Source organism: Algoriphagus namhaensis (assembly GCF_042649705.1).
Taxonomy (GTDB): Bacteria; Bacteroidota; Bacteroidia; order Cytophagales; family Cyclobacteriaceae; genus Algoriphagus; species Algoriphagus namhaensis.
In genome coordinates this window covers 1,896,132-1,919,596 of the sequence record NZ_JBHRZS010000007.1, presented here as the reverse complement: position 1 = coordinate 1,919,596, position 23,465 = coordinate 1,896,132, and the positions used below count along the sequence as shown (strand labels likewise).

Genomic DNA, 23,465 nt, shown 5'->3' with positions numbered 1-23,465 from the left:
AATATAAGCTTTACTTGAAAAAGAATTTTTTGATAAAAAGATGTTTTAAAAAACGAGGAGTTAAATCCTAGATAAGTCCAAAATCATAGGATGAAATATACATTTATTGTTTTGAAATTAGGACTTTTTTTAGAATAAAATCATTTTTAATCTGGCTTATTATCCCTACTTTTCATTCCTTCAACCACTTATGTGGATCTAGTAATTTTTGTTTTTTTAACCATTTATTTTCTAAAATCATGAGTACATTCCTTTTTAGTCGCAGTGATTCCTCAGCAAAATTTACAGTTTGGAAATTTGATCCACATAGTGATCAGGTTTTTTCTAAAGTAGATGTCGACCCAAGCTTCACTCTTGAGCAGGGTTACCAGCTCGCCTCGGTAGGCGGGTATCTCCTAAGCTGGGGTCCAAATCAAAAAAATGCTCCATGTCTTCCAGACGGATTTCCTTTCGAGCTTTTGGAGCTAAATACCGGGCCGGGTAAGCCTTTCTCTATGAAGGCGATCCAAAAAGGTGCTTTGCCTCCGAGTAAGTTTTGGGGGTATCGAGGCCATTATTCTTCAAACCCTGATGAGCAAAAGACTCTTCCGCTGATTTCCATGGGAAATTTCTTGATGTTCTTCGTAGGCGGAAAAGGTCGGGGCACTTACACATTGTACAATTTTGATCCCAAGCCTTCAGATCCATTAAACCCTGATCCAATCCCAAGCGGATTTACTCCTCAGGGTGGATTTCCAAGTATCCATGAAGGTCATGAGTTGGTTAATTTTGGAAATTATGTTTTGGATCGTTTTTCTAATGGAAGCACTTATCGAATCTGGAATTTTGATCCGCAAAATACGGTGCCCCTATCCATCCCAGAAGTCAACACAGGAGAGTGGAAAGGTATTACTTCAGCACACAAAGTAATTGCAGTAGGCAAAAAATTGTTGACTTGGATCCCAGGAGAACTAGGTTATTCACTTTGGTCCGTGGATCCTTTTGCCAAAAATCCGTTCACGGAAGAAGTTTGTGGGGGAACCTTGCCTGCTGAGTTTAAATCTGGTAGTGATATCTCAAGTTTTGAAAGCTTGGAGGAAATTAAAATCAAGGATGCTCCGGCGCCAGGCACTATGGATTTCATGCGTACTAAAATCAAGAAAGTTGTCTACTACATGGTGGAAAGTCGCTCTTTTGATAATGTATGTGGCTGGTTGTATGAAAATGATTTAACAAAAATCAATTACATCGGTTCGGATAAGCCTTTTGAAGGAGCTAGCAGCTCAAACACTAACCCTTATCAAAGCAAGAGTATTCACCAGAGCAAATACCAAAATGGAGCTTTGAGTGATCAGTGGGATTTGAAAGCAGAGAGTCAGGATCCTTTTCATGATACCTCTGATGGACTCTCTCAAATGTTCAATGATGAAGGGCAGGGCTATGCTAAACAAGAAAAGCCAAGCATGGAAGGTTTTGTGGAAAACAACTCAAACCCGGAAGTCATGCTGTCTTTCACCCCTAATCAACTTCCAGTTTTGAATGGGCTGGCCAATAACTTTGCCATTAGCGATGAGTGGTTTAGCTCGGTACCTGGAGGCACAGATATCAATCGTTCTTTTTCAGTTACAGGTTCTGCTATGAATCGTCTAGACACATGGGAGGGAGGAAGCATTTATGCAAACTGGGCCGATTATCCGCATAGACCATCACTTTGGAAGATTTTGTATAATAATGGAATCAAGGATTGGAAAATCTTTAACGTGATTGATTGGCTGGGTAAGCCTTTTACCTATCATTTGTATCTGGAAGGACAAGTACCATCCATCGATGCCTATCCTACGCCGTATATCAATAGTTTGAATACATTTAAAATGCAGGCGAGATACGGTGAGTTGCCTTCTTTCAGTTTTCTAGAGCCGATTTGGATTGCTCCGGTGGGAACTACTTCATACCACCCTGGAGGTGATATGGTCCCTGCCGAAATTCAATTGAATGAAATCTATGAGGCGATAAAGAACGGTCCAAATTGGGAGGATACATTGCTTGTAATCACCTTCTCTAAAAATGGTGGTCTATACGATCACGTTGCGCCTCCTTATGCAGCTAAGCCTTTCGCTAATGATGGTGTAGATGGTTTTGAGTTTGATTTGTTAGGACCAAGAGTCCCTACAATAATGGTTTCTCCATGGATCAAAGAAAACACTGTCATCAGATCAGGGGGGGAAACACCCTTTGATTCCACCTCCTTTGCTGCCACTTTGCTGAAATGGTATGGTGTGCCTAAGTCACGATGGGGAATGGGTGATCGGATGGATCAGGCACCGACTTTTGAAGCAGTCTTTCAAGAATCTGCCCCAAGAAAGGATAAGCCAGAGTTCGAGCCTCCTTTTGACAAGTCCTTCCCTAATACGGAAAGTTAATTAGTTTGAAAATTTGAAGGAGGCTGTCTTATAAGTGGTATTCTGGTCAGACTGGGCGAAGGTGAAGTCTACTTGTAAACAATCAAGCAACATTTCAATCCCGTACAATCTTCGGGACCTATGGGGCAGAAGCACTTCATGAGACGGCTTCTTTTTTATCTTTTAGTACCTAGATTTTGAAATCAAAAAAGCCTCCAAAAGGAGGCTTTCCAATGCCAGTATCAACTAAACTTGAGAAAAGCTTTACTCGTTTTGAGTAGTTAAGCCATTTTCAATTTCGGCATACCATCAAATCGATTTAGGACTACAAAGGTTTGCCATCTGGGGTTTTTTATGATTTGAGGTAATCTGCCTGTTTAATCGGTTTTTGATTTTGATCATTCAAAAAAAAATGATCGCAAGGGTACAAACCACCATTGAACCTAATTTTTACTTGGCCTCTCCATCTTCAAGTACGGTAGGCACTTTCCATTTTACATTTTCCACTTTGCGATTTTGAGCCTCCTGAATGGCTTTGTTGCTTCTTTTTTTATCAAAAATCATAGCGAAGGTCATGATCAAACTAGTGCCAATAATGACAAAGAGAAGAATCCCTGGTTCGAAACCTTCAATCTGTGCTTCTACAGGAATGGCATAAAACAGCAATACCGTAATTAATCCTCGCGGAGCGATGAAGAGCTGGGGGAGCATATCCTTACCCACAAAGACCATAAGAATTATCAGTCGAATGAGGTAGATGGAGAAGATGATTAAAGAACTTACCAAAGCCACTTGCCAGTCAAAAAGAGAGGAAACTACGATGGTCAAACCGAATATCACAAAGAAGAATGTCCTCACCACAAAGGCGGTCTCAGCGGTAATCGTATGGAGCTCATGGTATATTTGATGGGCTTTTTCATAATGCAGCCACTTGGAGAGTTTGCCTTGGAAAAAGACTTTCATATTGGCAATCACCAATCCAAAAATCAGAATAATGATCAATGAAGAAAGATGCATTTTTTTACCCAAGGCGTAGAGTAGTAGCAGCAATGCAATGAGTAAGAAGAGTTTGACAGGGGTTTTGATATTTTGAAATATCAGGATGATTGCATAGCTAGCTACCAAGGAGATCACTATGGTCAAAATAATGTTTCCTCCAAACCCAACGATGCCCGAATCCTCGCTAGGATTTAGTTTTCCCGTGAGGAAATAAAACATCATGATTCCCAGAATATCTGAGAAAGTCCCTTCATAGATGTGGAATTCACGCTTTTTCTTGCTCAATCCTGCAACACTCGGGATGATGATCGCACTCGAGAGAATCGAAAGTGGAGTGGCATACAACCAAGCCGATTCGTTGGTCATATCGGGTACAAAGGTCATCAAAATCCATACGGTTGCCCATACAGAGGCTATTAGGCCTATTAATGCCACCGCAAATGATTTAAGAATTGGGAGTAGCTTTTCCTTTTTAAGTTCGAGCTCGAGTGCCGCTTCCAACACGATCATTATCAAACCCACAATACCCAACACCTCCAGAATAGGGAAAAAGTCTATTTCTGCGCTGGTGAAGTTTTTCAACAAATATTGAAGTAGAATTCCTAGGCCAATCAACATCAGGACGGATGGAATATTCGTGCGCTTAGAGATTCCATTAAACAGGAAGGAGAGGATCAGAATGACCGAAAACTCAATGATTAGATTATATGAAGAGACTATTTCCATCGCTTATTCAAATTTTTCTGTAAGACTGGTGACGATCCCATGACCTTCTAAAAAGGTGGTGAGATCCTCCGTTTTGGCGCCCTGCTCTAAGGCAAACTGTAAGAGGTAAATGCCTTTTCGCTTAGTGGGGCGAAGGTTTATTTTCTTCCCAAAAGAAAGAACCGGATGATCAAACATCACGTCCAAAATCTGGCTGGTGGACAAATCTGACTCCAAATAGACCGATTGTAATCTTTGATTGGTTTGCTGAGCAATCACCGCAAAACCCATTTTTTCAAACTGACTATACCAAACAAACTGTTCTCCTGTGGAAGTGCCTAGGACTAGTCCTAAGGAGGTAATCCGATTGATTAATCCCCGAACCTCTCCATTTTGGACAATTGCTCCTATTTCCAACATGGGGTTGGCTTTAAGAAAAAGCCCACTCACGTAGTTTTTGAGATAAGGGAAAGCAAAAAGCCCCGCAATGCCTAAAAATAAGCCATGCCAAATTGGGTCAATTGAAATAAAGCCAATTACCAAAATAAGCCAGGCCATGGGTATGTAGAAAAGCTCAAATCGCTTGCTGCTCAATTTTAAGCGATTACCGATCCGGTTTTGCTTCATGTATCGATCAAAACCCAGTCGAATCAAATGCAACAATCCGTACAAGGCCAAAAGCACCAAGGCGAGAAGCCATAGGTCTTTCCAAGTGAATATGTCGGTGGTAGTTTCCATCAGCTAAATACCTCCTTGTATTTCAAAAGTGAATAAACGTCCTGTTTGACATTGTCCATTACAATCAGTTGACCTTCTTCATTTCTACCCAGAATATGGATATTCAACAACCTGCGAATGGCCGGCCGAATTTCAGTATCAAATCGGTCTTCGAAAAAGGTCTTGAATTCCAATTCAGAACCATTACCATATAGCAAAATATACTTCAGCAAGAGCACTTCAGACGGACTGAAAAAGTCATTGAGTTCAATATTTTTATCCACAAACTGTATACGGTCGCTCTCAAAAACCTGGGTGCAAAAGGTCCAAGCCTGCAAAACAGCCCCTATGTTACTTTCGAACTTTTTGGCGAGGGTTTGAACTTTCTTCTGGATTTCCCGGTCGGTGAGCGCATGGTCTTCTCCTTGATAAAGCACCTTATGCGACGCGCCGTGGCGAAGCATGATGGCTCTATAGATCTGCTCTAAGCTTGACGTGTTCAAATCAAAATAATTGGTAAAACTGGAAGAAAACGTCATTCGTGAATCCAAGTGTTTCACCAAAATATCTGGCATCGTCGCCAATACAAGTGTTCTTGATCCATGCGTAGCTAGAAATTCCATCAGGGCCTTGACATTGGACAAAAGGCTATTTTCTTTATTTCGCCAGAGTTGTACATCATCAATCAGCACCAGAGGGGATGAATTGTGAAGTGCTCGCTTGACAAAGTCCAGCGTTTCCTTAAGATTGTAAGTTGTGCGGTATTTCCTCCCCTCGACGATTAGGTCCGTATTTGGAGAAAGCAAAATCGTCTGTTTTGGAAAGTCAACCTTGGAAAGATGTTCGGCCATGGTGGACTTTCCACAGAGTGGCGCTCCTGCGAGGAGAATAGATCTGCTTTTGCCAGATTTCCACTGGCCCACTATGTCTTCCAGCTGCTTTTCTATTTCCAGACGAGGCACTAAAAAAAGATCACCAACAAAGTTTTTGGTCAAAAACAGGGCATGATAGTGATCTGGATGATCCGGGTGACTTCTATTCTCTATCACTTGAAGAGCCATTTCAAGCTCTTGATGCGGAGTTTTTTCCCGAGTTTCTTTGTACTTTTTATCTATTCGCTGGAGTAGGGAGTCAAAGTTCTTTCGAAACCACTGCCCAATGGAATTATTTTTAGATCGAAATCCTGTAAAAGAGGTTTGAAGTGGTACTTTCAAAAACTCTGAGTCCTCATAAAGTGTAGTGACGAAGAATTCCGATTGGATGGTCTCATCGATATGAATCAGCAAATCCGTCGCTCTTCTGGAGTTTTCAGTAATCCCGTTCAATAGCAATTGAATGACATTTCGATCGGAATTGAAATTGGAAGGAGTCTCTGACTTCTTGGCGATAGTCAAACTTCCTCGTACTTGTGTGATCACATGCTTCACTCTGGAAATTATCGTCTCCTGATCCTCCCAAAGCTCGATGATATCTGGCAGGATAAAGTAATCCAGCCATTTGGTGGTTGTTTTTTTGAAGTCGATTTGCTTGGTGAGTAAAACCCCATCTGCACTTCCAACAGGAATGGTGTAGCTTTTGAGACTTTCTAGCCAGCCTTCAAGCACGCGAACCTGGTGTTCTTGCTTTCCTTCAAATTTAACGAGTTCTTCCAGTACAGCTTCGAGCCAGTTGAGGGCTTCATCGATTTTATCACTAGCCTCTAGGTTCTCAAAAAGCTTCTGGCATTCTTGAGTTTTCTGGAGGAAAACCATGTTTTGTTTTTTGATATCAAAACCCATCCGCTCCAGATTGGACCGGATCAGGGTGAAAGTCATGATGGTTTCTTTGACAAAATCATTGGCCCCGAGGATTTGATCCACTTGCTTCAGAATCCGGATGTACTGCTCCTTGTAGATGATCCAAGGATTTTTTAGATGCTGGATGGATTCAAATTTCCGCTCCAGCGCACCTTCCTTACTTTTCAAGACCTGGATTTCCCCGGTCATTTCCTTACAAATGCTTTGCAAGGCTTCTATTAAAAGGTTTTGACAAGACCCACGATGTTCGATTGCCTTTTTCTTCGTGATTTTCTTTTCTGCCAGGCTTTGCTGTGCAATACAAAGCTGAAGTAAGGTGTCGCGAATCAGCAGAGAAAGATTTTTAAACCGCTCTGGAAGAAAATAATTCCAGAGATAACTCATCATGGATGGCTTGATCTCTTCCTTTTCGCTTTTTGGAATAAAGGCATCCGCTTCCAAAATATAGTAAGACACGAGCTCATCTTGACTATGACTTAATAGTTCTACCAGCTCTTCTGAACTACCTGATTTACTGATAGCTAGAATCAGCTCTTCAAGGTTCAATTGAAAAGCATTCAAACTATCTTCGGTTTGCAAAATAGCTGGCTCTCGTACGTCTTGGATTTTTCCCATTCAATCTGATATTGCCTTTCCAAAGAAAGGCTTTTTCCTGCAATTGCAAACTTATTTTCTTCTGAAAAGGATTGAAAAATAAGGAAAACCGGCTGGATTCAAGGATTTTTTTAGACTGGAATGATCTCAAAGACTTCGCAAAAACTGCTTAAAATCAGCAGTATTGAAGTTGTTCATTCCTTCTTCGTAGAAAACAATTTTCCCTTCTGGACTGATCACCAAGGTAGTGGGAATGGATTCGCTTTGAAGATCTGGGTTGAGACCGAAACTAGCATGAGCTGTAGGAAAAGACCAGTTTTTGCTTTGAATCAATTTCTTGCCCTTCTCGAAATCCTGATCCAACCCTATCATTAAAAACTGGATATCCGGTCTATCAGCGAGGGATTTATAAAGTTCGGAGAGATGTGGCATCTCCGCGCGGCAAGGGCCGCACCAAGAGGCCCAGAGGTTGATCAAAAGTGTTTTGCCACGGTAATCTTCAAGCAAAATGGGATTACCATCAAAGTCCTGAAATTTCCCTCTGAAGTCGAAATTTTGCTCGAGTTGTTCTTTTGAATCAAGCTTTGGAGTGATGAGTCCTGTGGACAAAAATACCGATTGAATGGTACCCTGAACTACAGGGAGCATTCCCGTGAAATAGAGAAAGGCAAAAAATGATAACATTAATCCCCAAGACTTGATCTCTTTTTTCCAATTCATATTCCAAAAGTAGCTGAAAGTTGTACCTCTGTACGTGATTTTTGACACAAAGTCTAGGCTTTTTGGGGTCTGGATTTAGTTTTGATTGCTGGAACAAAATTTCTCGCAGTCTATCAGTGAGTTGAAAAGACTTCGCAAATATTGCCTTTCAAAGCCCTTTCGGAGCTGTATCTTGCGAAGCCAATTAAGATTTACCACATGAATTACGCATTTGAAATTGCTAGCCATCTCAATCTAGATGCTAAAAACGTACAAGCCACGCTAGATTTATTGGAAGGCGGAGCCACAGTACCATTTATTGCTCGATATAGAAAAGAAGCCACAGGCACCTTGGATGAGGTACAGGTCGCTGATATCCGGGATCGATTTGAGCAATTGCAGGAATTGAACAAGCGTAAGGCAGCAGTTCTAAAATCCATCGAAGAGCAGGGGAAGCTCACCCCAGAACTAAAAAAGGCCGTGGAAAATGCTGAAACTATGTCTGCGCTGGAAGATATCTACTTGCCATATAAACCCAAGCGCCGCACCAAAGGCACCATCGCAAAAGAAAAGGGACTAGAGCCTTTGGCTGAGTTAATTTATCAGCAGGAAGCAAAAGACTTAACCGAGGAGGCTATGAAATTTGTCAATGAAGAACTGGAAGTAGCCGATGTGGAGGCTGCGCTTCAGGGTTCTAGAGATATTATTGCGGAGTGGGTCAATGAGGATGCAGCCCTTCGCGCAAAAATGCGAGAATTATTCCTGAACGAAGGGTTTTTCAAAACTCGTGTGATTACGGGCAAGGAAAAGGAAGGAGTCAAATACAAGGATTACTTCGATTGGAGCGAACCCATCAAGACAGCCCCATCTCATCGGGTTTTGGCCATGAGACGGGGTGAAAAGGAACTGTTTTTACTTTTAGATATTGCCCCGGAAGAGGAGTCTGCGATCGCTTTGATGGAGCGAATGATTTTAGCTGATGGGGCCAATGAGTCCATCGAGCAGGTTAGAATTGCTATCAAGGATAGCTACAAGCGTCTTCTGCGACCGAGTATGGAGACGGAAATCCGATTGCTCACCAAAAAGAAAGCCGATGAGGAGGCGATCAAAGTCTTTGCAGAAAACCTCAGACAATTGCTTTTGGCTGCACCACTAGCCCAAGCTTCTGTGATGGCGATTGACCCTGGATTTCGTACTGGATGTAAGTTGGTATGTCTAGGACCCGAAGGACAATTGCAGCATTACGAGACTATTTTCCCGCATGAACCACAGCGCCAAACTCAGCAGGCGGCAGCGAGCATTTCGGGATTAGTAGAACGCCATAAGATTCAAGCCATTGCAATTGGCAATGGAACGGCAGGTCGGGAAACAGAGACTTTTGTCAAAAGCCTAGGGCTTCCCAAATCGGTCATCGTCACCTTGGTTAATGAAGCCGGGGCTTCCATTTATTCTGCCTCAGAAGTGGCTAGAGAAGAGTTTCCGGATCTCGATCTTACGGTCAGAGGTGCCGTTTCGATTGGAAGGCGATTGATGGATCCTTTGGCGGAACTTGTCAAAATCGATCCAAAATCCATAGGAGTGGGGCAGTATCAACATGATGTGGATCAGCGAGCACTGAAAAATTCACTGGACGACACGGTGATGTCTGCGGTAAACGGTGTGGGAGTAGAGCTCAATACTGCCTCCAAAGAATTGCTGGCCTATGTCTCCGGCTTAGGACCTGTCTTGGCGGGGAATATAGTAGCTCATAGAAATCAGCATGGCCCCTTCCAGTCTAGGGAAGATCTTAAAGTAGTACCTCGATTGGGGGAAAAGGCATATGAACAGGCTGCAGGATTCTTGCGAATTGCAATCAGCCAAAATCCACTCGATCGATCTGCTGTTCATCCTGAGCGATACGCACTTGTCCAGCAAATGGCCAAAGACTTAAATAGCTCGGTAGATGAATTAATCAAGTCGGACCTGTTGCGCATGAAGATTCGGCTGAAGGACTATGTTTCAGATACAGTTGGGTTACCTACACTTCGAGATATTGTGGAGGAGCTAGCCAAGCCTGGTCGAGATCCAAGGGAGCAATTTGAAGTTTTTGCTTTTGAAGAAAGCGTCAATAGTATGTCCGACCTCAAGGTTGGGATGAAGTTACCGGGTGTGGTGACCAATATCACGGCTTTTGGGGCTTTTGTGGATGTCGGAGTGCATCAGGATGGTTTGGTTCATTTGAGCCAGTTGGCAGATCGTTTTGTGAAAGATCCAAACGAGATTGTCTCAGTCAATCAAAAAGTGAACGTGACGGTGACCGAAATCGACATTCCTCGAAAACGAATCGGCCTGAGCATGAAAGCAGACCCTTTTGCCGATCGAGGCAAAAAGATGGAAAAGAAGCCTGCGGCTAAAGCTCAAAAAAGAGAAGCTGAGGCTTCTTTAGCAGATAAGCTTCAGCAGCTGAAAGGGAAATTTGGAGGGTAAACCCCTTTGCTAAGATGGAAACTTTTAAACGAGAAAACACCCAATAATTGGGTGTTTTCTCGTTTATCTTTTACATGAAATCCTAAAATCAATCCCTTCTTCCAGGTTGGCCACTTCCCATCATTTCATTATAGTCGTCCATGTCCATTCCCTTACTGAATCGACGGATATTGTATGTGAAAGTGAGCATAAAATAGCGCTGCAATACATTAGTCTGGACGTCTTCGATAAATGACTCGGTGATATTTCTTCGAATATTATTGTTTTGCTTAAAGAGGTCATAGGCATTGATGCTGATTTCCCCTCTTTGATTTCTGAATATCTTCTTACCAACACTCATATTCACCAATGTGAAATTATTGTCGAAGCCATCAGACAGTCCTTTGTTTACCTGATGAGATATGTCCATTCTGTAGACGATTCCTTCCCAGATGATCCAATTGAAATTAAAGCGTACATTCTGATTGTAGAATTGATTGTCTAGGTCAGGATTGATGGTGTTTTTGACATTATTAAAGGAGAATCTTGTTCGGAAGTTAAAATCAATTTTATCACTGATATTACTGCTGATCGAAATTCCCGGAGAGAGCCTTGTGCTATTGTTGAAGCCACTTTCTCCATTGACAAGGGTAGGTCGCTTACTAATCCCGGAGCTCATGCTTAGTCTTAGATTTGATTTGATAAAATCTACCGGTACTCCATAGCTCATCCAAGATCTAAAATCAAACTGCCCCTGTACGTTTACCGGCTGAAAGAGCTGAGAACCTGGGTCAAGAATAATCCCTTCCTGAATTTCTGTAGGTTCCTGAGCGATAAATGAACTATTCACAATGGCATTATTGGTAAATCTTGCCTGTGACCAAAGTGACCAGCTTTCATCCGTCTTGGGATTATTACTTCTGAATCTCAAACGAAGTCTGTTCGTATATGCTTGGTCCAAATCAGGGTTACCTACATAAAGTTGTGTGGGATTTGTATTATCCACCACGGGTTGGAGTTGTCTTAGGTCGGGCTCATTCGTCCGGGTATCATAGTCAAATTCCAGATTGGTGTTTTGAGAAATTTTGTAATCCAAACGGAAAGAAGGTTGGAAGCTTTGGAACACACGATCCAATTCGAATGGTATAGGAAACCCTTGGGTATTATCCAATTTGGCATTCTGATATTGACCCTCTACCTGAATCTGTACTTTTTCTCCTTGATATTGGTATCCAAGTTCCACTTCTTGGCTTAAAAATTTGCTATCAAAAGTATTACTCAATGCTGTGTCCAACATAAAATCGACATTGCCTGGGTCTTCACTACTGATATCAAAAATCAATTGATCGGAATCATTGATTCGATTCCCTATTTCATATTCCAATTCTATCTGACTTCGCTCACTGAGGGCTTCGGTGAGGGATATTCCGGTTTCCCAAGAAAATCCAGTTCGATCCCTATTGATTTGCTGATTGATGACTTCTGTCCGGAATTCAGGTACAAAGAACTCATTTGTGGCTGTTCTTACCGCTCGATCGGTATCAGAGTTATTACCCGTTCGCGCTCTAACGGATAAAGTTCTTCCGGGCTTTTTGAATTTATGACTATAAAAAATCCTATTGAAGAGATCGTAACTCTCGTTTCTTGCCGTTCGTGAATTTTCCACCGTATTAATGAGGTCGGTTCCGTCGCTAGTTACTCCTGAGAAAGAAGATCGCTCATCTTCAAACTGTGCTGAAAACCTTGGGATATACACGATTCGGTTTCGCTCATCTATATCATATTCAAATCGCATATCAAATTGATGACGATTGTTGATTCGGGTTTCCTCGTTTAATTCATCGTAAAATTGATTAGAGTTGTCATTCGTAACAAACTCACGGAAGATTTTTTCCTGCCCAAAGTTTTCTCTTCTGCTGAATAGGTAGCTTCCAGAAATTTTGATTTTATCTCCCCATTTATCTGAAAAGTTAACTCCAATCAAATGGGTATCAATTATCCCATTTTGAGGCCGCGAATTATTTTGAGCATTTGGGTCGGCTGTATAATCGGTGATATTGATATTATTCGATAAGCCTGTAAAAGTGATCCTTCGGTCATTATCGAAGGCGTTTACACTGGCCCCAACTAGGTATCGATCGTCAGTACCATAGCCAGCAGAGACCCGGCCAAACTGGCCTTTTCGGCTTTCGGGCTTTGTGATGATATTGATGGTTTTTATCCGCTCCCCATCGTCGAAGCCGCTGAGACGGGCCTTTTCACTCAGCTGATCAAAAATTTCAATGCTTTGTATTACTTCGGCTGGCAGGTTTTGCAAGGCGGCTTTCACGTCCCCTCCAAAGAAGGGCTCACCATCTACCAAAATTTGCGTGATTGCCTCTCCTTGGGCCTGAAGGGTCCCGTCTTCATTGGCTACTCCTGGGAGTTTTTCTATGAGCGTTTGCGCACTTGCATCACGCATGGTTTTAAATGCATTGGCATTAAATGCTGTGGTATCACCACGTTGCTCTCCGGTAGCTCTACGCGCAGATACTGTCACCTCGCTTAGGTCCGTAGCCTCTTCTCGCAATCTAATTGTTCCCAGATTCAGGTCATTAGTGACTTGTAGAAGGCGGAAATAATTTTGATAGCCCAGATATTGAACCTTAAAAATATATTCACCTTCTCGTACATCCGGGATCTCAAAGTTTCCTTCAAAATCAGAAATAATCCCATCAACCTGAGAGGAATCTACTACGCTCAAAAGTAAGATAGTAGCATTTGGTACTGATTTACTGTCAGCGACATCAATGACTTTGCCGGTAATGGAATAGCGCTGAGCAAAGCCGGTGGTGACGGTTAAACTCAGCAATAAAAAGATAATAAAAGTCTTCATTTAGTTGGTTTTCAGCTTGCTAGGTCTAGCATGAATTCACTTTACTAACAAAAAAACAAGCTCCTGTTCAATTAGTTTTTTGATTTTTGCTGAAAGGTAAATTGGTGGTATAGGAGTACGCCGATCATGTAAATCTTGAATTAGCGACAACTTTCGTCAGAATAAAATGTTATTTTAATCAACACTTGATTGTTTATAAAAATAACATTTATCTTAGGGTAATTAAATCATAGAGCTATGAGTCAGGATCAGAAAATCAACATCACCACGAAGCAACTAGCAAGCGGAAATTGCCAAGTGAAGTTTTTTGTAGAAGATGAAACACATCCTCAATACGGATATCTTTTGGTGGATGAGCCCAAGCCGGTTGGAGATATCATTCAAGTAATTCAGCAAAAGCTGGAGCGTCGTCGAGAGGCATCAAGGGCGATTAATCCCTTTTTTCCTGTAGCTCCTGAGCCTGAAGACAAAAACTTTTATCTCTTTTCGGCATGAGTTTTCTTGCGTCAAATCTTCGTTTGCTGCGAAAGCAAAAAGGCATCACTCAGTCGGAGATGGCTGAGCAGCTTGCCGTACAGCGCACTATGATATCCGCCTATGAGGATGGCAGATCCGAGCCAAAACTTTTAACCTTGCAGAAGCTTGCTGAGATTCTGGATGTAGGGTTGGATGAATTGATATTTCATGATATAGAGAAAAAAGGTAGGAAGGCTAGCCAGAAGCGAAAATTGAATATCCTAACCATAGCGGCAGATGAGGAAAAAGAAAATATCCTTTTGGTAGGGCAAAAAGCCTCAGCAGGCTACCTGAATGGCTATGCTGATCCGGAGTATATGGAAGGTTTACAGCAGTTCCAGATTCCCACTTTATCTAAAAATGCGAGTTATCGAGCTTTCGAATTGGCTGGGGACTCCATGTTGCCTTTGGTTCCTGGTACAATTGTCATTGGAAGCTACGTAGACCAGCTCCATCAGATCAAAAGTGGGAAAACCTACATACTAGTTACCCAGACTGAGGGAGTGGTATACAAGCGTGTATTTAACTATTTGGAGGATAACGGGAAGCTATTTTTGGTTTCTGATAATGAACACTACAAGCCTTACGAAGTGAGAGGGGACGATGTGTTGGAAGTATGGGAGGCCAAAGCCTTCATCAGCACGGACTTTCCCAACCCAGGAGATAAGAAGAAGCCCCTAAGTCTGGAGGATTTAGGAGAAATGATTCAAGATATTCAGGCAGATCTGAAAAGGATCAAAGGTTAATCTTTACGAAGAGTTATGTTGGTTTCCACCTGAATGGATGGAAATGAAGCTAGGCCTTCCCAAGTTACGCCTTGGTTTCCTGTGGTAAGATAAAACTCCCCAACTACGTCCTCTGTGGTATTGTAGTAGTCAAGGAAGAGTTGATTTCCTTCTCGGTAGCCCATGCCATTTCCTACATTGTTGTTAATCAAATCGTATTCGGTAAACTCCACTCCATCTTCAAGGGTAGTCATTACAAATGTGCTGACCTTTTCTCCGTTGAGATAAACAGACCAATTACCTGTCATCGTCGCGCTTTCTCGGGATTCTTGATCATTGCTAACTGGAGGGGGGATAACAGCATACTCTGTTGAGCTAGCAGCAAGACCGTCTTCATATCCTTCTTGGAAATCCTCACTTCCAAGCGCGAACAGTACAATCAGTACCACGAAAATCCCCAAAACCCAGAGGTAGTTTTTTGCAAACCATCCCTTCTGTTTAGGCTGAGGAATGGGTCTGGGTCGGATAGGCTCCGGATTGACGGGCTTTTTCTGGGGTTCAATGATTTTAGAAAGTACAGCGATGAGCTGATCGGTGTCGTATTTCCATCTGGAGCTGCTTAGCTCGTGGGCATGTCTGCGATTGAGTGCTTTGAGCTCTTCGGGCAATTCTGAATCACTTGGCATTCTGGCTCCATTTACGAGGACCGGGATCACCCGAATATCTCGCTCAAGGGCAGCTGATATTTCAATTCGGATAAAATCTCCCTCATTGAAAAGTCTCAGATTACCATCTGCATCTTTGATATTGGCCCAGTGCGGCCCAATAATAGCGATCAGCACCTTGCAATTATTTAGGGCCTGATCAATGGCTTGGACAAAGTCTAGTCCTGCTTCAAGTGTTTCGACGTCCAAAAAAACGGCCTCCGATCCAAATACCTCTTCAAGATTGTCTACCAATCTTCCTGCTTCACCAGAGGCATCCTGCCGTCTGTAGCTGACAAAAATTTTATTATAGGACATAAAAAAACCTGATTTCTATTCATAAATATAAAGAAATCAGGTGATTATGTAAAAATTTAAATCAGTCTTTCAATAAAGCCTCAAAACCTTCACGCATTTTAGAGACCGCATCATAATCCGAATCAATATTGGTTACTCCTTTTCCTAATTCATGCCAAAATCCATCACCACATTCTAGGTAAACCCCACGCTTTTTGCCCGCTTCTTCTTTGGCTATCTCATAGTTGTAATCAGGCATAAAAATCAATTTCATTAACTGGATCGCGTATTCCCAGTTTAATTCACGTTGGATTTGCCCAGATAGGAATAAAACTTTTCTGCTTGAAAAATGCACTGTTATTTTTCCGTCTTTGATTGAGTCGGAATCTGCCACTCTGAATTGAATTTGAAGAGGAGCTTCTTTTTTATTAGTCTCATAAATGGCCTGAATAAGGTCCTGCCCCATTAGCTTCCAGCCTTCTTGATCTACAGGGATTTTCGGTTTTGAATCTTTCTGATCTTTTTCAATCAGAGCCAGAGAAATCCCTTCATCCTTCAATTGCTTTGAATTCCACTTAGTGGCCTTCAAAAGCCGAAAAACAGGCTGCTTCCAAGCCGAGTCTAGTGTCAAAGTGGCGGAGTAGTCGTCCTCAAGGGTAAAACCCTCATCTAAAATTTCTTGCTCGGATAATTCTTCTCGATCGGTGTAATGAAGGATCAACTCAGCAGTCAAATCCTCTGTGCTCCAATCCAAAACCAATCGATATACATTGCTAAAAGGAGGAGGGATACTGCCCGAATCGTATTCTATTTCTAACCCAGTAATAAGGTCTTTATCAAATTCCATAATTCTAATTTGATGCAAAAGTACTGCTTTTTGGAGAAAAGTGGTCTCTCTGGATTCCTCTCGAAATTTGGGTGAAATCAATTCAAACCAAGTTGTGCTAAGGTTGCTTTCCGATTGATCTTTCCTGAAGGAGTCCGACTGAATTGACTGATTGAATAGAGCTCTTTGGGAACCTCAAATTTTTGAAGTGCGGATTTTAATTTGCTGAAAAAAACTGCATTTATTTTTGAATCGATTTTTGGGCCTTCGATCAAAATAACCAGTTTTTCACCAAGTTTTTCGTCTTTTTCACTTGCCAGAAAAAATTCAACATCTGGAAAAAATTCATGGATGATGGACTCCATTTTCAACTCTAACTCTTCAGGATGAAGCTTAATTCCTCCGGAGTTAATTACAAAATCCAATCTACCCTTCCAGTAAAACTCTGTTGGCGATACTAATTGCACTCGATCCTTGGTTTGGATCTTTTCACCGTTGCTCATGGAGCATCTGACCCAAAGTGCATCCTCCTCCGAAACGCCTATTTCTACCCGGGGAAGAGTGTGATATCGAAGCGGGAACTGAGTAATCCGCGCAAGAGCGATATGCGATACGGTCTCGGTCATTCCATAGGTTTGCCATGCAGGAATACCGCTGGAAGCAATTTCCTTTTTTAGACTTTCGGAAAGTGGAGCGCCTCCAATGAGTAGGTGCTTGATGCTGTCCTTTTTTTGGGGTCTATGCAGTAATTCGATGACTTGGGTCGGTACTAGAGTCACGAAAGTGGGACGAAACTCCAATCCAGACTTGCCAATAGGATGATTGCTGGGTGATTCACAGAGTATCGCACATTTCCAGACCATAGCCCTTACCAGATTCATTTTTCCAGCAATATATTCTGGATTTAGAGCATTGAGAATTCTCGAGTTTTTACCCGTACCCAGAAAACTCCGAGTCGCTTGGGCACTAGCCTCCATTTGTTGGCGACTTACGCGAATGACCTTGGGCTTTCCCGTGGAACCGCTGGTTTGAAGGGAAAAGGTCTTTTCACCCTTGAGCCAAGCCAAACAAAAACGGATAGTTTCCTGTGCCCAAATCTCTGATAACTCAGGGCAAGCTTCAAAATCGGCAACACTTTGTAAAATTTTATCTTCTATTCGAAGCTGAAACATCTAAATTTGGTCTGAATTGAGTTCTAAGTTAATCAACATTTTAGAAGGGACTCAGTTAATTTTGAGACAAAAAAACATACCCATGAACTGGATCACTGCCAAAGAATACCAAGATATCACTTACAAAAAATGTAACGGTGTGGCTCGTATTGCCTTTAATCGACCAGAAGTCCGTAATGCTTTCCGCCCAAAAACTACTTCTGAACTTTACGACGCTTTTTATGACGCACAAGAAGACACATCTATCGGTGTGATCCTTTTGAGCGGGGAAGGGCCTTCACCAAAGGATGGTGGCTGGGCATTTTGTTCTGGAGGTGACCAAAAGGCGCGTGGTGAGCAAGGCTATGTGGGCGAAGATGGCTATCACCGCTTGAATATTCTGGAGGTTCAGCGACTAATTCGATTCATGCCCAAGGTGGTGATCGCTGTGGTACCGGGCTGGGCTGTAGGTGGAGGTCATTCGCTGCATGTCGTTTGCGATTTAACCTTGGCAAGTAAGGAACATGCCATTTTCAAGCAGACGGACGCAGATGTAACCAGCTTTGATGCGGGTTATGGTTCGGCTTATTTAGCCAAAATGGTGGGGCAAAAGAAAGCTCGCGAGATCTTCTTTCTAGGTAGGAATTACTCTGCTCAGGATGCCTATGAAATGGGTATGGTGAATGCCGTAATCCCACATGCTGAACTTGAGTCAACTGCCTATGAGTGGGCCCAAGAAATTCTAGCTAAGTCTCCAACTTCCATCAAAATGCTGAAATTTGCGATGAATCTGACTGATGATGGCATGGTTGGCCAACAAGTTTTTGCCGGAGAAGCGACACGACTTGCGTATGGAACTGAGGAAGCTAAGGAAGGTAGAAATGCATTTTTGGAGAAAAGAAAGCCTAATTTCGGTAAGAATAAGTGGATTCCTTAAGGGAGCATGAAGGCTGAGGAATGTACTTTGTACTTCCCTAAATAGCGTTGACCGTTTGGTTTATACGTAGATATAATCGAAGACCTGAAAACAATTTCAGGTCTTTTTTATTCCCTATACAAAAGATCAAATAATGAATAGTAAGCCTTGGATGAAATCCGTAATGCGAATCGCTGCAGTTTACAATTTGCTTTGGGGAGCATGGGTGGTACTTTTTCCTCTTCAGTTTTTTCAGCTGACTGGAATGGCAGAGCCGGTTCATCCCATGATCTGGCAAGGGATGGGAATGGTGATTGGTGTTTACGGATTGGGCTATTGGTGGGCTGGAGCAAATCCTGTCAAGCATTGGCCCATAGTGGCTGTAGGCTTTCTTGGGAAAATTTTTGGACCCTTAGGTTTTGTGTTTAATTATTTGAACGGGGTTGTTCCCGGTTCATTTGGATACACACTAATCACTAATGATCTGATCTGGTGGATTCCTTTTTTCCTTATTTTAAATGAGGCTAGAAAATGGAAATGGCAACTTTAATTGCCATTTCTCTCTTTATTCACTTATTGTTTTCTTTTTTGGGAGAAATCCCCAAAATCCTACTCAATGGCCTGATAGACAAATTGCTTCATTTTTTGATCGTAGTAGCCACTGAAAGGTGCCGTTTGAGTCATCATGATTGAAATGAGGTTTTCTTTCGGATCGACGAAAAAATAGGTGCAATAAGCTCCACTCCAATAGTATTGCCCTTCTGAACCTAAAGACTTTGCGTCAGCCAAATCTGTTGTAACTCCAAAACCAAATCCAAAACCTTGTCCCGGATCTCGCTTGATCTCTCCAATTTGATTCATGGTCATGATCTCGATAGTCTTAGGGCTTAAGTATCGTTTGCCATTCCATTCACCTTCATTTAGCAGCATTTGGGCAAAAGTCGCGTAATCCTGAGCTGTGGAAAACAAGGCATTGGCTCCAGCAAAGACTGTATTGCCTGAAGTTGGGGTTTGCCGTGGGGCTTTGATAAGTTTCCCCTCTTCGTCATAGGTGTGTAGGGTGGCCATTCGCTGCTGTTGCTCTTCGTTAAGGTTATAGCCGGTATCCTTCATGCCTAAAGGCTCAAAAAGTCTTTCGTTCAGAAACTCTTCAACCGTTTGACCTGAGAAAACTTCAATCAATCGAGCCAAAATATCAGGAGACGCAGAATAGTACCAAATTTCACCTGGATGCGCGTACAGCGGCAGCTTTGCGTAAGCAGAAACTCTCGAAGCGATGTCTTTATGAGGTGTGTAGTAAATGCCCTGCACAACCTCTTCGTCCACTTTGGATCTACCAAGACCATGCGATAAGCCTGCGGTGTGACTCATCAACTGATGGATGCGGATGGGAGACTTTGCAGGCTCGAGGCCTCCTTCGGTTCCTAGCATTGGGTCTTTTGCTACCATCACATCCTTGAATTCTGGTAAATAGCGATACAAGGGGTCATTTAGCTGAAAATGCCCTTCTTCATAAAGCATCATAAATGCCGTGGTAATGATAGGTTTGGTCATAGATTGGATAAAGAAAATCTGATCAAGCGCCATTTCTTTTTTCGCTTCTAAATCTGAATAACCAATGGTATTCTCATGCACTTTCTTTCCATCCTTGTAGATCAAAGTCACAGCTCCGGCTAATCTGCCTTCATCAACTTCGTTTTCAATAAATGCATCGTATCTTCCTAGGCGATCGACAGAAATGGAGGTGGTGGCATGGTGTCTTTCAGCAATGGTTTGCGCAAAACTCCCCGTACTAAGGATAAATAGGGGTACAATTAAAAATTTGAGGTATAGTTTTATCATGAAAATGGGATTTAAGGTTAGTTTGGTTCGTATACAATTTGCTTGAATTTAATTCACTTTTCATGCTTTTTCCTAATTTGAACAAATGAATTCGAGCCGAACCCGAAAGTCCACTGGATAAATGAAAAGAGCAGGCGCGATTTTCTACCTCTCTCAAGTAAACAAGGCCGCCATAGACAAGTAAAAAATAAACGAATGAAACACCTCGAAACCACTTATGATACCCATGATGGGAAGAAGTTGTACCTACAAGCATGGATGAGTGATTCGCCCAAGGCGAGTTTACTTCTGGTTCATGGACTTGGAGAGCATAGTTCTCGATATGTTCATTTGGTTGAAAAGTTGGTTGAGGCTGGAGTATCCGTTTTTACATTTGATGGGAGAGGTCATGGAAAATCTGCTGATGATAAGCCTGACGCCTTTTTTGAATCATATCGAGATTACTTGAAAGATATTGATACCCTTTTTGGCAAAGTAAAAAGTTATGTGCAAGGTGTACCTGCTTTCATTTATGGCCACAGCATGGGTGGGGGATTGGTGGCGTCATACGTTTTGGATTATAAGCCTGAGGCAAGAGGAATAATCCTTAGCTCACCAGCGATTAAAGAGGCCGAAGGAACATCAAAATTCCTGATCGCAATAGGTGGATTGATGAGTAAATATTTCCCCAGGTTTAAGGCCTTAAAATTAGATGCGAGCAAAATTTCAAGAATTCCAGAGGAAGTAGACAAATATTTGAATGATCCTCTGAACTATACAGATCCGATTCCTGCACGCACTGGCAATGAACTCCTGAGTATGATGCGAATGATTCAGGATAAAGCTAATCAGTTTGATCTTCCGCTTTTGATCATTCATGGATCGGCAGATGGACTCACAAATCCGAAAGGCTCTGAAATCTTAGTTGATAAAGCAATTTCATCTGATAAAACCTTAAAGACTTTTCCTGGCGGATATCACGAACTGATTAACGACACTGACCGGGATGAAGTCAAAGAAGTCATTTTGAATTGGATTGTAGAAAGGGTTTGAACATTTACCAGCTAGGTCTAATTCCTGGCGCAAATGGAAAACTCAAGCTTTTGAAATAGTCCAAATCTCCGGCTGGCTGTTCAATTTCTGCGGGAAATGGTCGCTGGGAAAAAGTCTGAAAATAAAGCAAACAGGCATTTCTCCACCATTCTGCTTCAGTTCTTTGAACTGCAAGCAATTGATTGACGTGATCCCATCTTTCTGCATCAAGGTCATTTTCTAAACTTGCCCAAATATTTTGCATTTCAGCTACGCTTTTTACACCCTGATCGTAATGTAATGCGATTTCTTTCCATAGTGTTTTTCCAGATTTCATCTTGAAATCCCAGGGCACATGATGAAACCATAGCAGGTACTTCTCTGGGATTTGAGAAGTATTTGACCAATTATTAGCGATTTCAGGAGCATATTGAGACAGTGCATTGCTCCCAGAACTAGTTCGGTCAAAGCCGATTCCCAAGCTATCAGCGCGATGGTAGTAAAGTGATGTCCAGTCCGCTCTTCCTCCAGTGACCCAAGGCCCTGGGCCGTAATGGTGACCTCTTCCCATAATGTGGTGCAGACCTAGTGGAGTCATATAGTTTACCGCAGCCTCGTGGGAGGGGAGCATTATCTGGTTGATTTTGGATACTAACTCTTGAGTTTGACCAAAAGTCAATTTAATCCAATCTTCACTTATTTGATCTGAATTGATCTCTGGATTCCAAGCTTGCTTTCCAAAAGCAAACCAATTGGCTTGGGCAAATAGATGTCCGGTCCAGTTTCTTTCATTTCCAATATTGGATACTCCAGCCATCAAAGTGACTTGCCGAGGGGAGACAGGAGTTTGAATTATCTCTGAAACGGTGGAGTTTGCTGTGGGTCGAAAGGTTTTGGATTTTAGCACTTCTTCCCACATTGGAGCCAAAAACACAAGCTGGGTGGCCTGTCCTAGATATTCTTGGGTGATCTGAAACTCCATGCCAACTTGGGTCTCCTTCATTGCCCCAAATAGTGGGTGAAAAGGCTCTCGAGGCTGAAAATCAATCGCTCCATTTTTCACTTGGAGAATAACATTATCACGGAAATTCCCATCTAGTGGGATAAATTCGAGGTTGGCTTGTTTGTGACGATCTTCGTCCACCTCATGCGAATACACAAATGCTCGCCAGATTAACAAACCTCCATGGGGAGCAAGCGCCTCTGCAAGCATGTTTGCGCCTTGTGAATGATCTCTTCCAAACTCATGAGGCCCTGGTTGTCCCTCCGAATTTGCTTTGACTAGGTATCCACCAAAATCCGGGATGAATGAATAGATTTCATCCGTTTTCTTTTGCCAAAAACTTTGTACTTCTGGGTCCAAAGGGTCGGCGGTTTCCAACCCTCCGATTTCCATTGGTGCAGAAAATCTTGCAGTCAGATAAACTTTAATTCCATAGGGTCTGAAAAGGTCAGCAAGTACCTTCACCTTTTTCATGAAATCCGTCGTCAGGACAAGAGCGTTTGCATTTACATTCGTAAGGGAAACCGCATTGATTCCTATGGATGCATTGGCTCGTGCATAGTCTTTGTATTTAGGATCTATGTACTCAGGAAGCTTGTGCCAGTCCCAAATTGAGAAGCCTGCATAGCCTCGTTCTACGGTTCTGTCAAGATTATCCCAATGGTTGAGCATACGAATTTTAACCTTCGGATAATCAGATATTAATGTATTTTTATCAAAAGTTCCTTTTTGGATGTTTTGTAGAAAATTAAAGACTCCGTAGAGAGTTCCAACGGGCTGATTCCCCACGATGGTAAAGTGCTTTGCTCCGTCGCTTTCGATCATTCCCATCCAATACCCTTCTTCTCCCAAATTCTTTATTTCGCTTTCCAGGGATGCAGAAAGGAAAGGCAATAGCTGTTCTCGTGTACCTATCCATAGAAGTGATTTTTCCCTATTGATTTTCTTAAAGTCTATCGATGCTCCAAGCATCTTTTCACTTGCCAAAGAAAGTTCGCTTTGGATGATTTCGAATGTAGGCCCCTGGTCAAAAAGGTAGATACCATTCATGAGTTCTCCTACCTCGTCCTTTAAGGTAGAATTCTCAATTGGCTGATAATCTAGCCAAAGCTTGTAGCCGTCATTTGCTTGAGTTGGCAATACAAGGATGAGGGTAAAGAAAAGAAGAAGTGCTATTCTCACGGTAGATTTTTATTTTCAATTTGTCTGAGAAAATCTCTAAAACCAAATAGAAACATTTGAGCGGAATCTGATGAAGATTCACGG

Annotated in this window: 17 protein-coding genes; 7 read left to right on the top strand and 10 right to left on the bottom strand. The window is 42.2% G+C overall.

Annotated features, from left to right (window positions below):
* The first annotated feature begins 239 nt into the window (after positions 1-239).
* Positions 240-2,399, top strand: coding sequence for an alkaline phosphatase family protein (locus ACFOSV_RS16655; RefSeq protein WP_377907180.1), 2,160 nt, complete (start codon positions 240-242; stop codon positions 2,397-2,399).
* 429 nt (positions 2,400-2,828) lie between these two features.
* Here the strand turns inward: ACFOSV_RS16655 and ACFOSV_RS16650 are convergent, their stop codons facing one another.
* The 4 genes from ACFOSV_RS16650 to ACFOSV_RS16635 all read right to left on the bottom strand — a co-directional run bounded on the left by ACFOSV_RS16650 (position 2,829) and on the right by ACFOSV_RS16635 (position 7,957).
* Positions 2,829-4,103, bottom strand: coding sequence for a cation:proton antiporter domain-containing protein (locus ACFOSV_RS16650; protein ID WP_377907179.1), 1,275 nt, complete (start codon positions 4,101-4,103; stop codon positions 2,829-2,831).
* A 3-nt stretch (positions 4,104-4,106) separates the two neighbouring features.
* On the bottom strand, positions 4,107-4,820 hold the full coding sequence (locus ACFOSV_RS16645) for a hypothetical protein (protein ID WP_377907178.1): 714 nt from the start codon (positions 4,818-4,820) through the stop codon (positions 4,107-4,109).
* The gene (locus ACFOSV_RS16640) at positions 4,820-7,210 is read right to left on the bottom strand and encodes a hypothetical protein (protein WP_377907177.1); all 2,391 of its coding nucleotides are present in this window, start codon (positions 7,208-7,210) and stop codon (positions 4,820-4,822) included. Before ACFOSV_RS16640 ends, ACFOSV_RS16645 begins: the two co-directional genes overlap by 1 nt.
* Before the next feature lie 126 nt (positions 7,211-7,336).
* Complete coding sequence (locus ACFOSV_RS16635; protein WP_377907176.1) at positions 7,337-7,957, bottom strand: TlpA family protein disulfide reductase; 621 nt, start codon at positions 7,955-7,957, stop codon at positions 7,337-7,339.
* 150 nt (positions 7,958-8,107) lie between these two features.
* Here ACFOSV_RS16635 and ACFOSV_RS16630 point away from each other — a divergent pair, with 150 nt between their 5' ends.
* Entirely contained in the window at positions 8,108-10,354 is a 2,247-nt protein-coding gene (locus ACFOSV_RS16630) for a Tex family protein (protein ID WP_377907175.1), read from the top strand.
* Positions 10,355-10,442: 88 nt separating this feature from the next.
* Here ACFOSV_RS16630 and ACFOSV_RS16625 read toward each other — a convergent pair whose 3' ends face one another.
* Positions 10,443-13,208: an outer membrane beta-barrel protein gene (locus ACFOSV_RS16625; RefSeq protein WP_377907174.1), complete on the bottom strand. Its 2,766-nt coding sequence runs from the start codon at positions 13,206-13,208 to the stop codon at positions 10,443-10,445.
* Between the two features lie 237 nt (positions 13,209-13,445).
* Between ACFOSV_RS16625 and ACFOSV_RS16620 the strand changes: the two genes are divergently transcribed.
* Positions 13,446-13,703: a hypothetical protein gene (locus ACFOSV_RS16620; RefSeq protein ID WP_377907173.1), complete on the top strand. Its 258-nt coding sequence runs from the start codon at positions 13,446-13,448 to the stop codon at positions 13,701-13,703.
* Positions 13,700-14,470 carry an XRE family transcriptional regulator gene (locus ACFOSV_RS16615; protein ID WP_377907172.1) on the top strand — a complete coding sequence of 257 codons (771 nt, stop codon included), beginning with the start codon at positions 13,700-13,702 and terminating at the stop codon, positions 14,468-14,470. Before ACFOSV_RS16620 ends, ACFOSV_RS16615 begins: the two co-directional genes overlap by 4 nt.
* Here ACFOSV_RS16615 and ACFOSV_RS16610 read toward each other — a convergent pair.
* From ACFOSV_RS16610 to ACFOSV_RS16600, 3 genes are all read right to left on the bottom strand, one after another.
* Entirely contained in the window at positions 14,467-15,471 is a 1,005-nt protein-coding gene (locus tag ACFOSV_RS16610) for a toll/interleukin-1 receptor domain-containing protein (protein ID WP_377907171.1), read from the bottom strand. The two genes, ACFOSV_RS16615 and ACFOSV_RS16610, sit on opposite strands and share 4 nt — an antisense overlap.
* Positions 15,472-15,532: 61 nt before the next feature.
* Positions 15,533-16,378: a hypothetical protein gene (locus tag ACFOSV_RS16605; protein ID WP_377907170.1), complete on the bottom strand. Its 846-nt coding sequence runs from the start codon at positions 16,376-16,378 to the stop codon at positions 15,533-15,535.
* Positions 16,375-17,448, bottom strand: coding sequence for an AMP-binding protein (locus ACFOSV_RS16600; RefSeq protein WP_377907169.1), 1,074 nt, complete (start codon positions 17,446-17,448; stop codon positions 16,375-16,377). The genes ACFOSV_RS16605 and ACFOSV_RS16600 overlap by 4 nt, the downstream gene beginning before the upstream one ends.
* An 82-nt stretch (positions 17,449-17,530) precedes the next feature.
* On the opposite strand from ACFOSV_RS16600, the gene ACFOSV_RS16595 reads away from it, so the two are divergent.
* Together ACFOSV_RS16595 and ACFOSV_RS16590 are read left to right on the top strand one after the other, a co-directional pair.
* Positions 17,531-18,364, top strand: coding sequence for a 1,4-dihydroxy-2-naphthoyl-CoA synthase (locus tag ACFOSV_RS16595; RefSeq protein WP_377907168.1), 834 nt, complete (start codon positions 17,531-17,533; stop codon positions 18,362-18,364).
* 133 nt (positions 18,365-18,497) lie between these two features.
* A complete protein-coding gene (locus ACFOSV_RS16590; protein WP_377907167.1) occupies positions 18,498-18,893 on the top strand; it encodes an alkyl hydroperoxide reductase in 396 nt (131 codons plus the stop codon).
* Positions 18,894-18,952: 59 nt separating this feature from the next.
* On the opposite strand, the gene ACFOSV_RS16585 is transcribed toward ACFOSV_RS16590, so the two are convergent.
* Positions 18,953-20,185 carry a serine hydrolase domain-containing protein gene (locus ACFOSV_RS16585; RefSeq protein ID WP_377907166.1) on the bottom strand — a complete coding sequence of 411 codons (1,233 nt, stop codon included), beginning with the start codon at positions 20,183-20,185 and terminating at the stop codon, positions 18,953-18,955.
* 195 nt (positions 20,186-20,380) lie between these two features.
* Here ACFOSV_RS16585 and ACFOSV_RS16580 point away from each other — a divergent pair, with 195 nt between their 5' ends.
* Positions 20,381-21,217, top strand: coding sequence for an alpha/beta hydrolase (locus ACFOSV_RS16580; RefSeq protein ID WP_377907165.1), 837 nt, complete (start codon positions 20,381-20,383; stop codon positions 21,215-21,217).
* A gap of 4 nt (positions 21,218-21,221) precedes the next feature.
* Here ACFOSV_RS16580 and ACFOSV_RS16575 read toward each other — a convergent pair whose 3' ends face one another.
* A complete protein-coding gene (locus ACFOSV_RS16575) occupies positions 21,222-23,381 on the bottom strand; it encodes an alpha-glucuronidase family glycosyl hydrolase (protein WP_377907164.1) in 2,160 nt (719 codons plus the stop codon).
* Positions 23,382-23,465 lie beyond the last annotated feature (84 nt).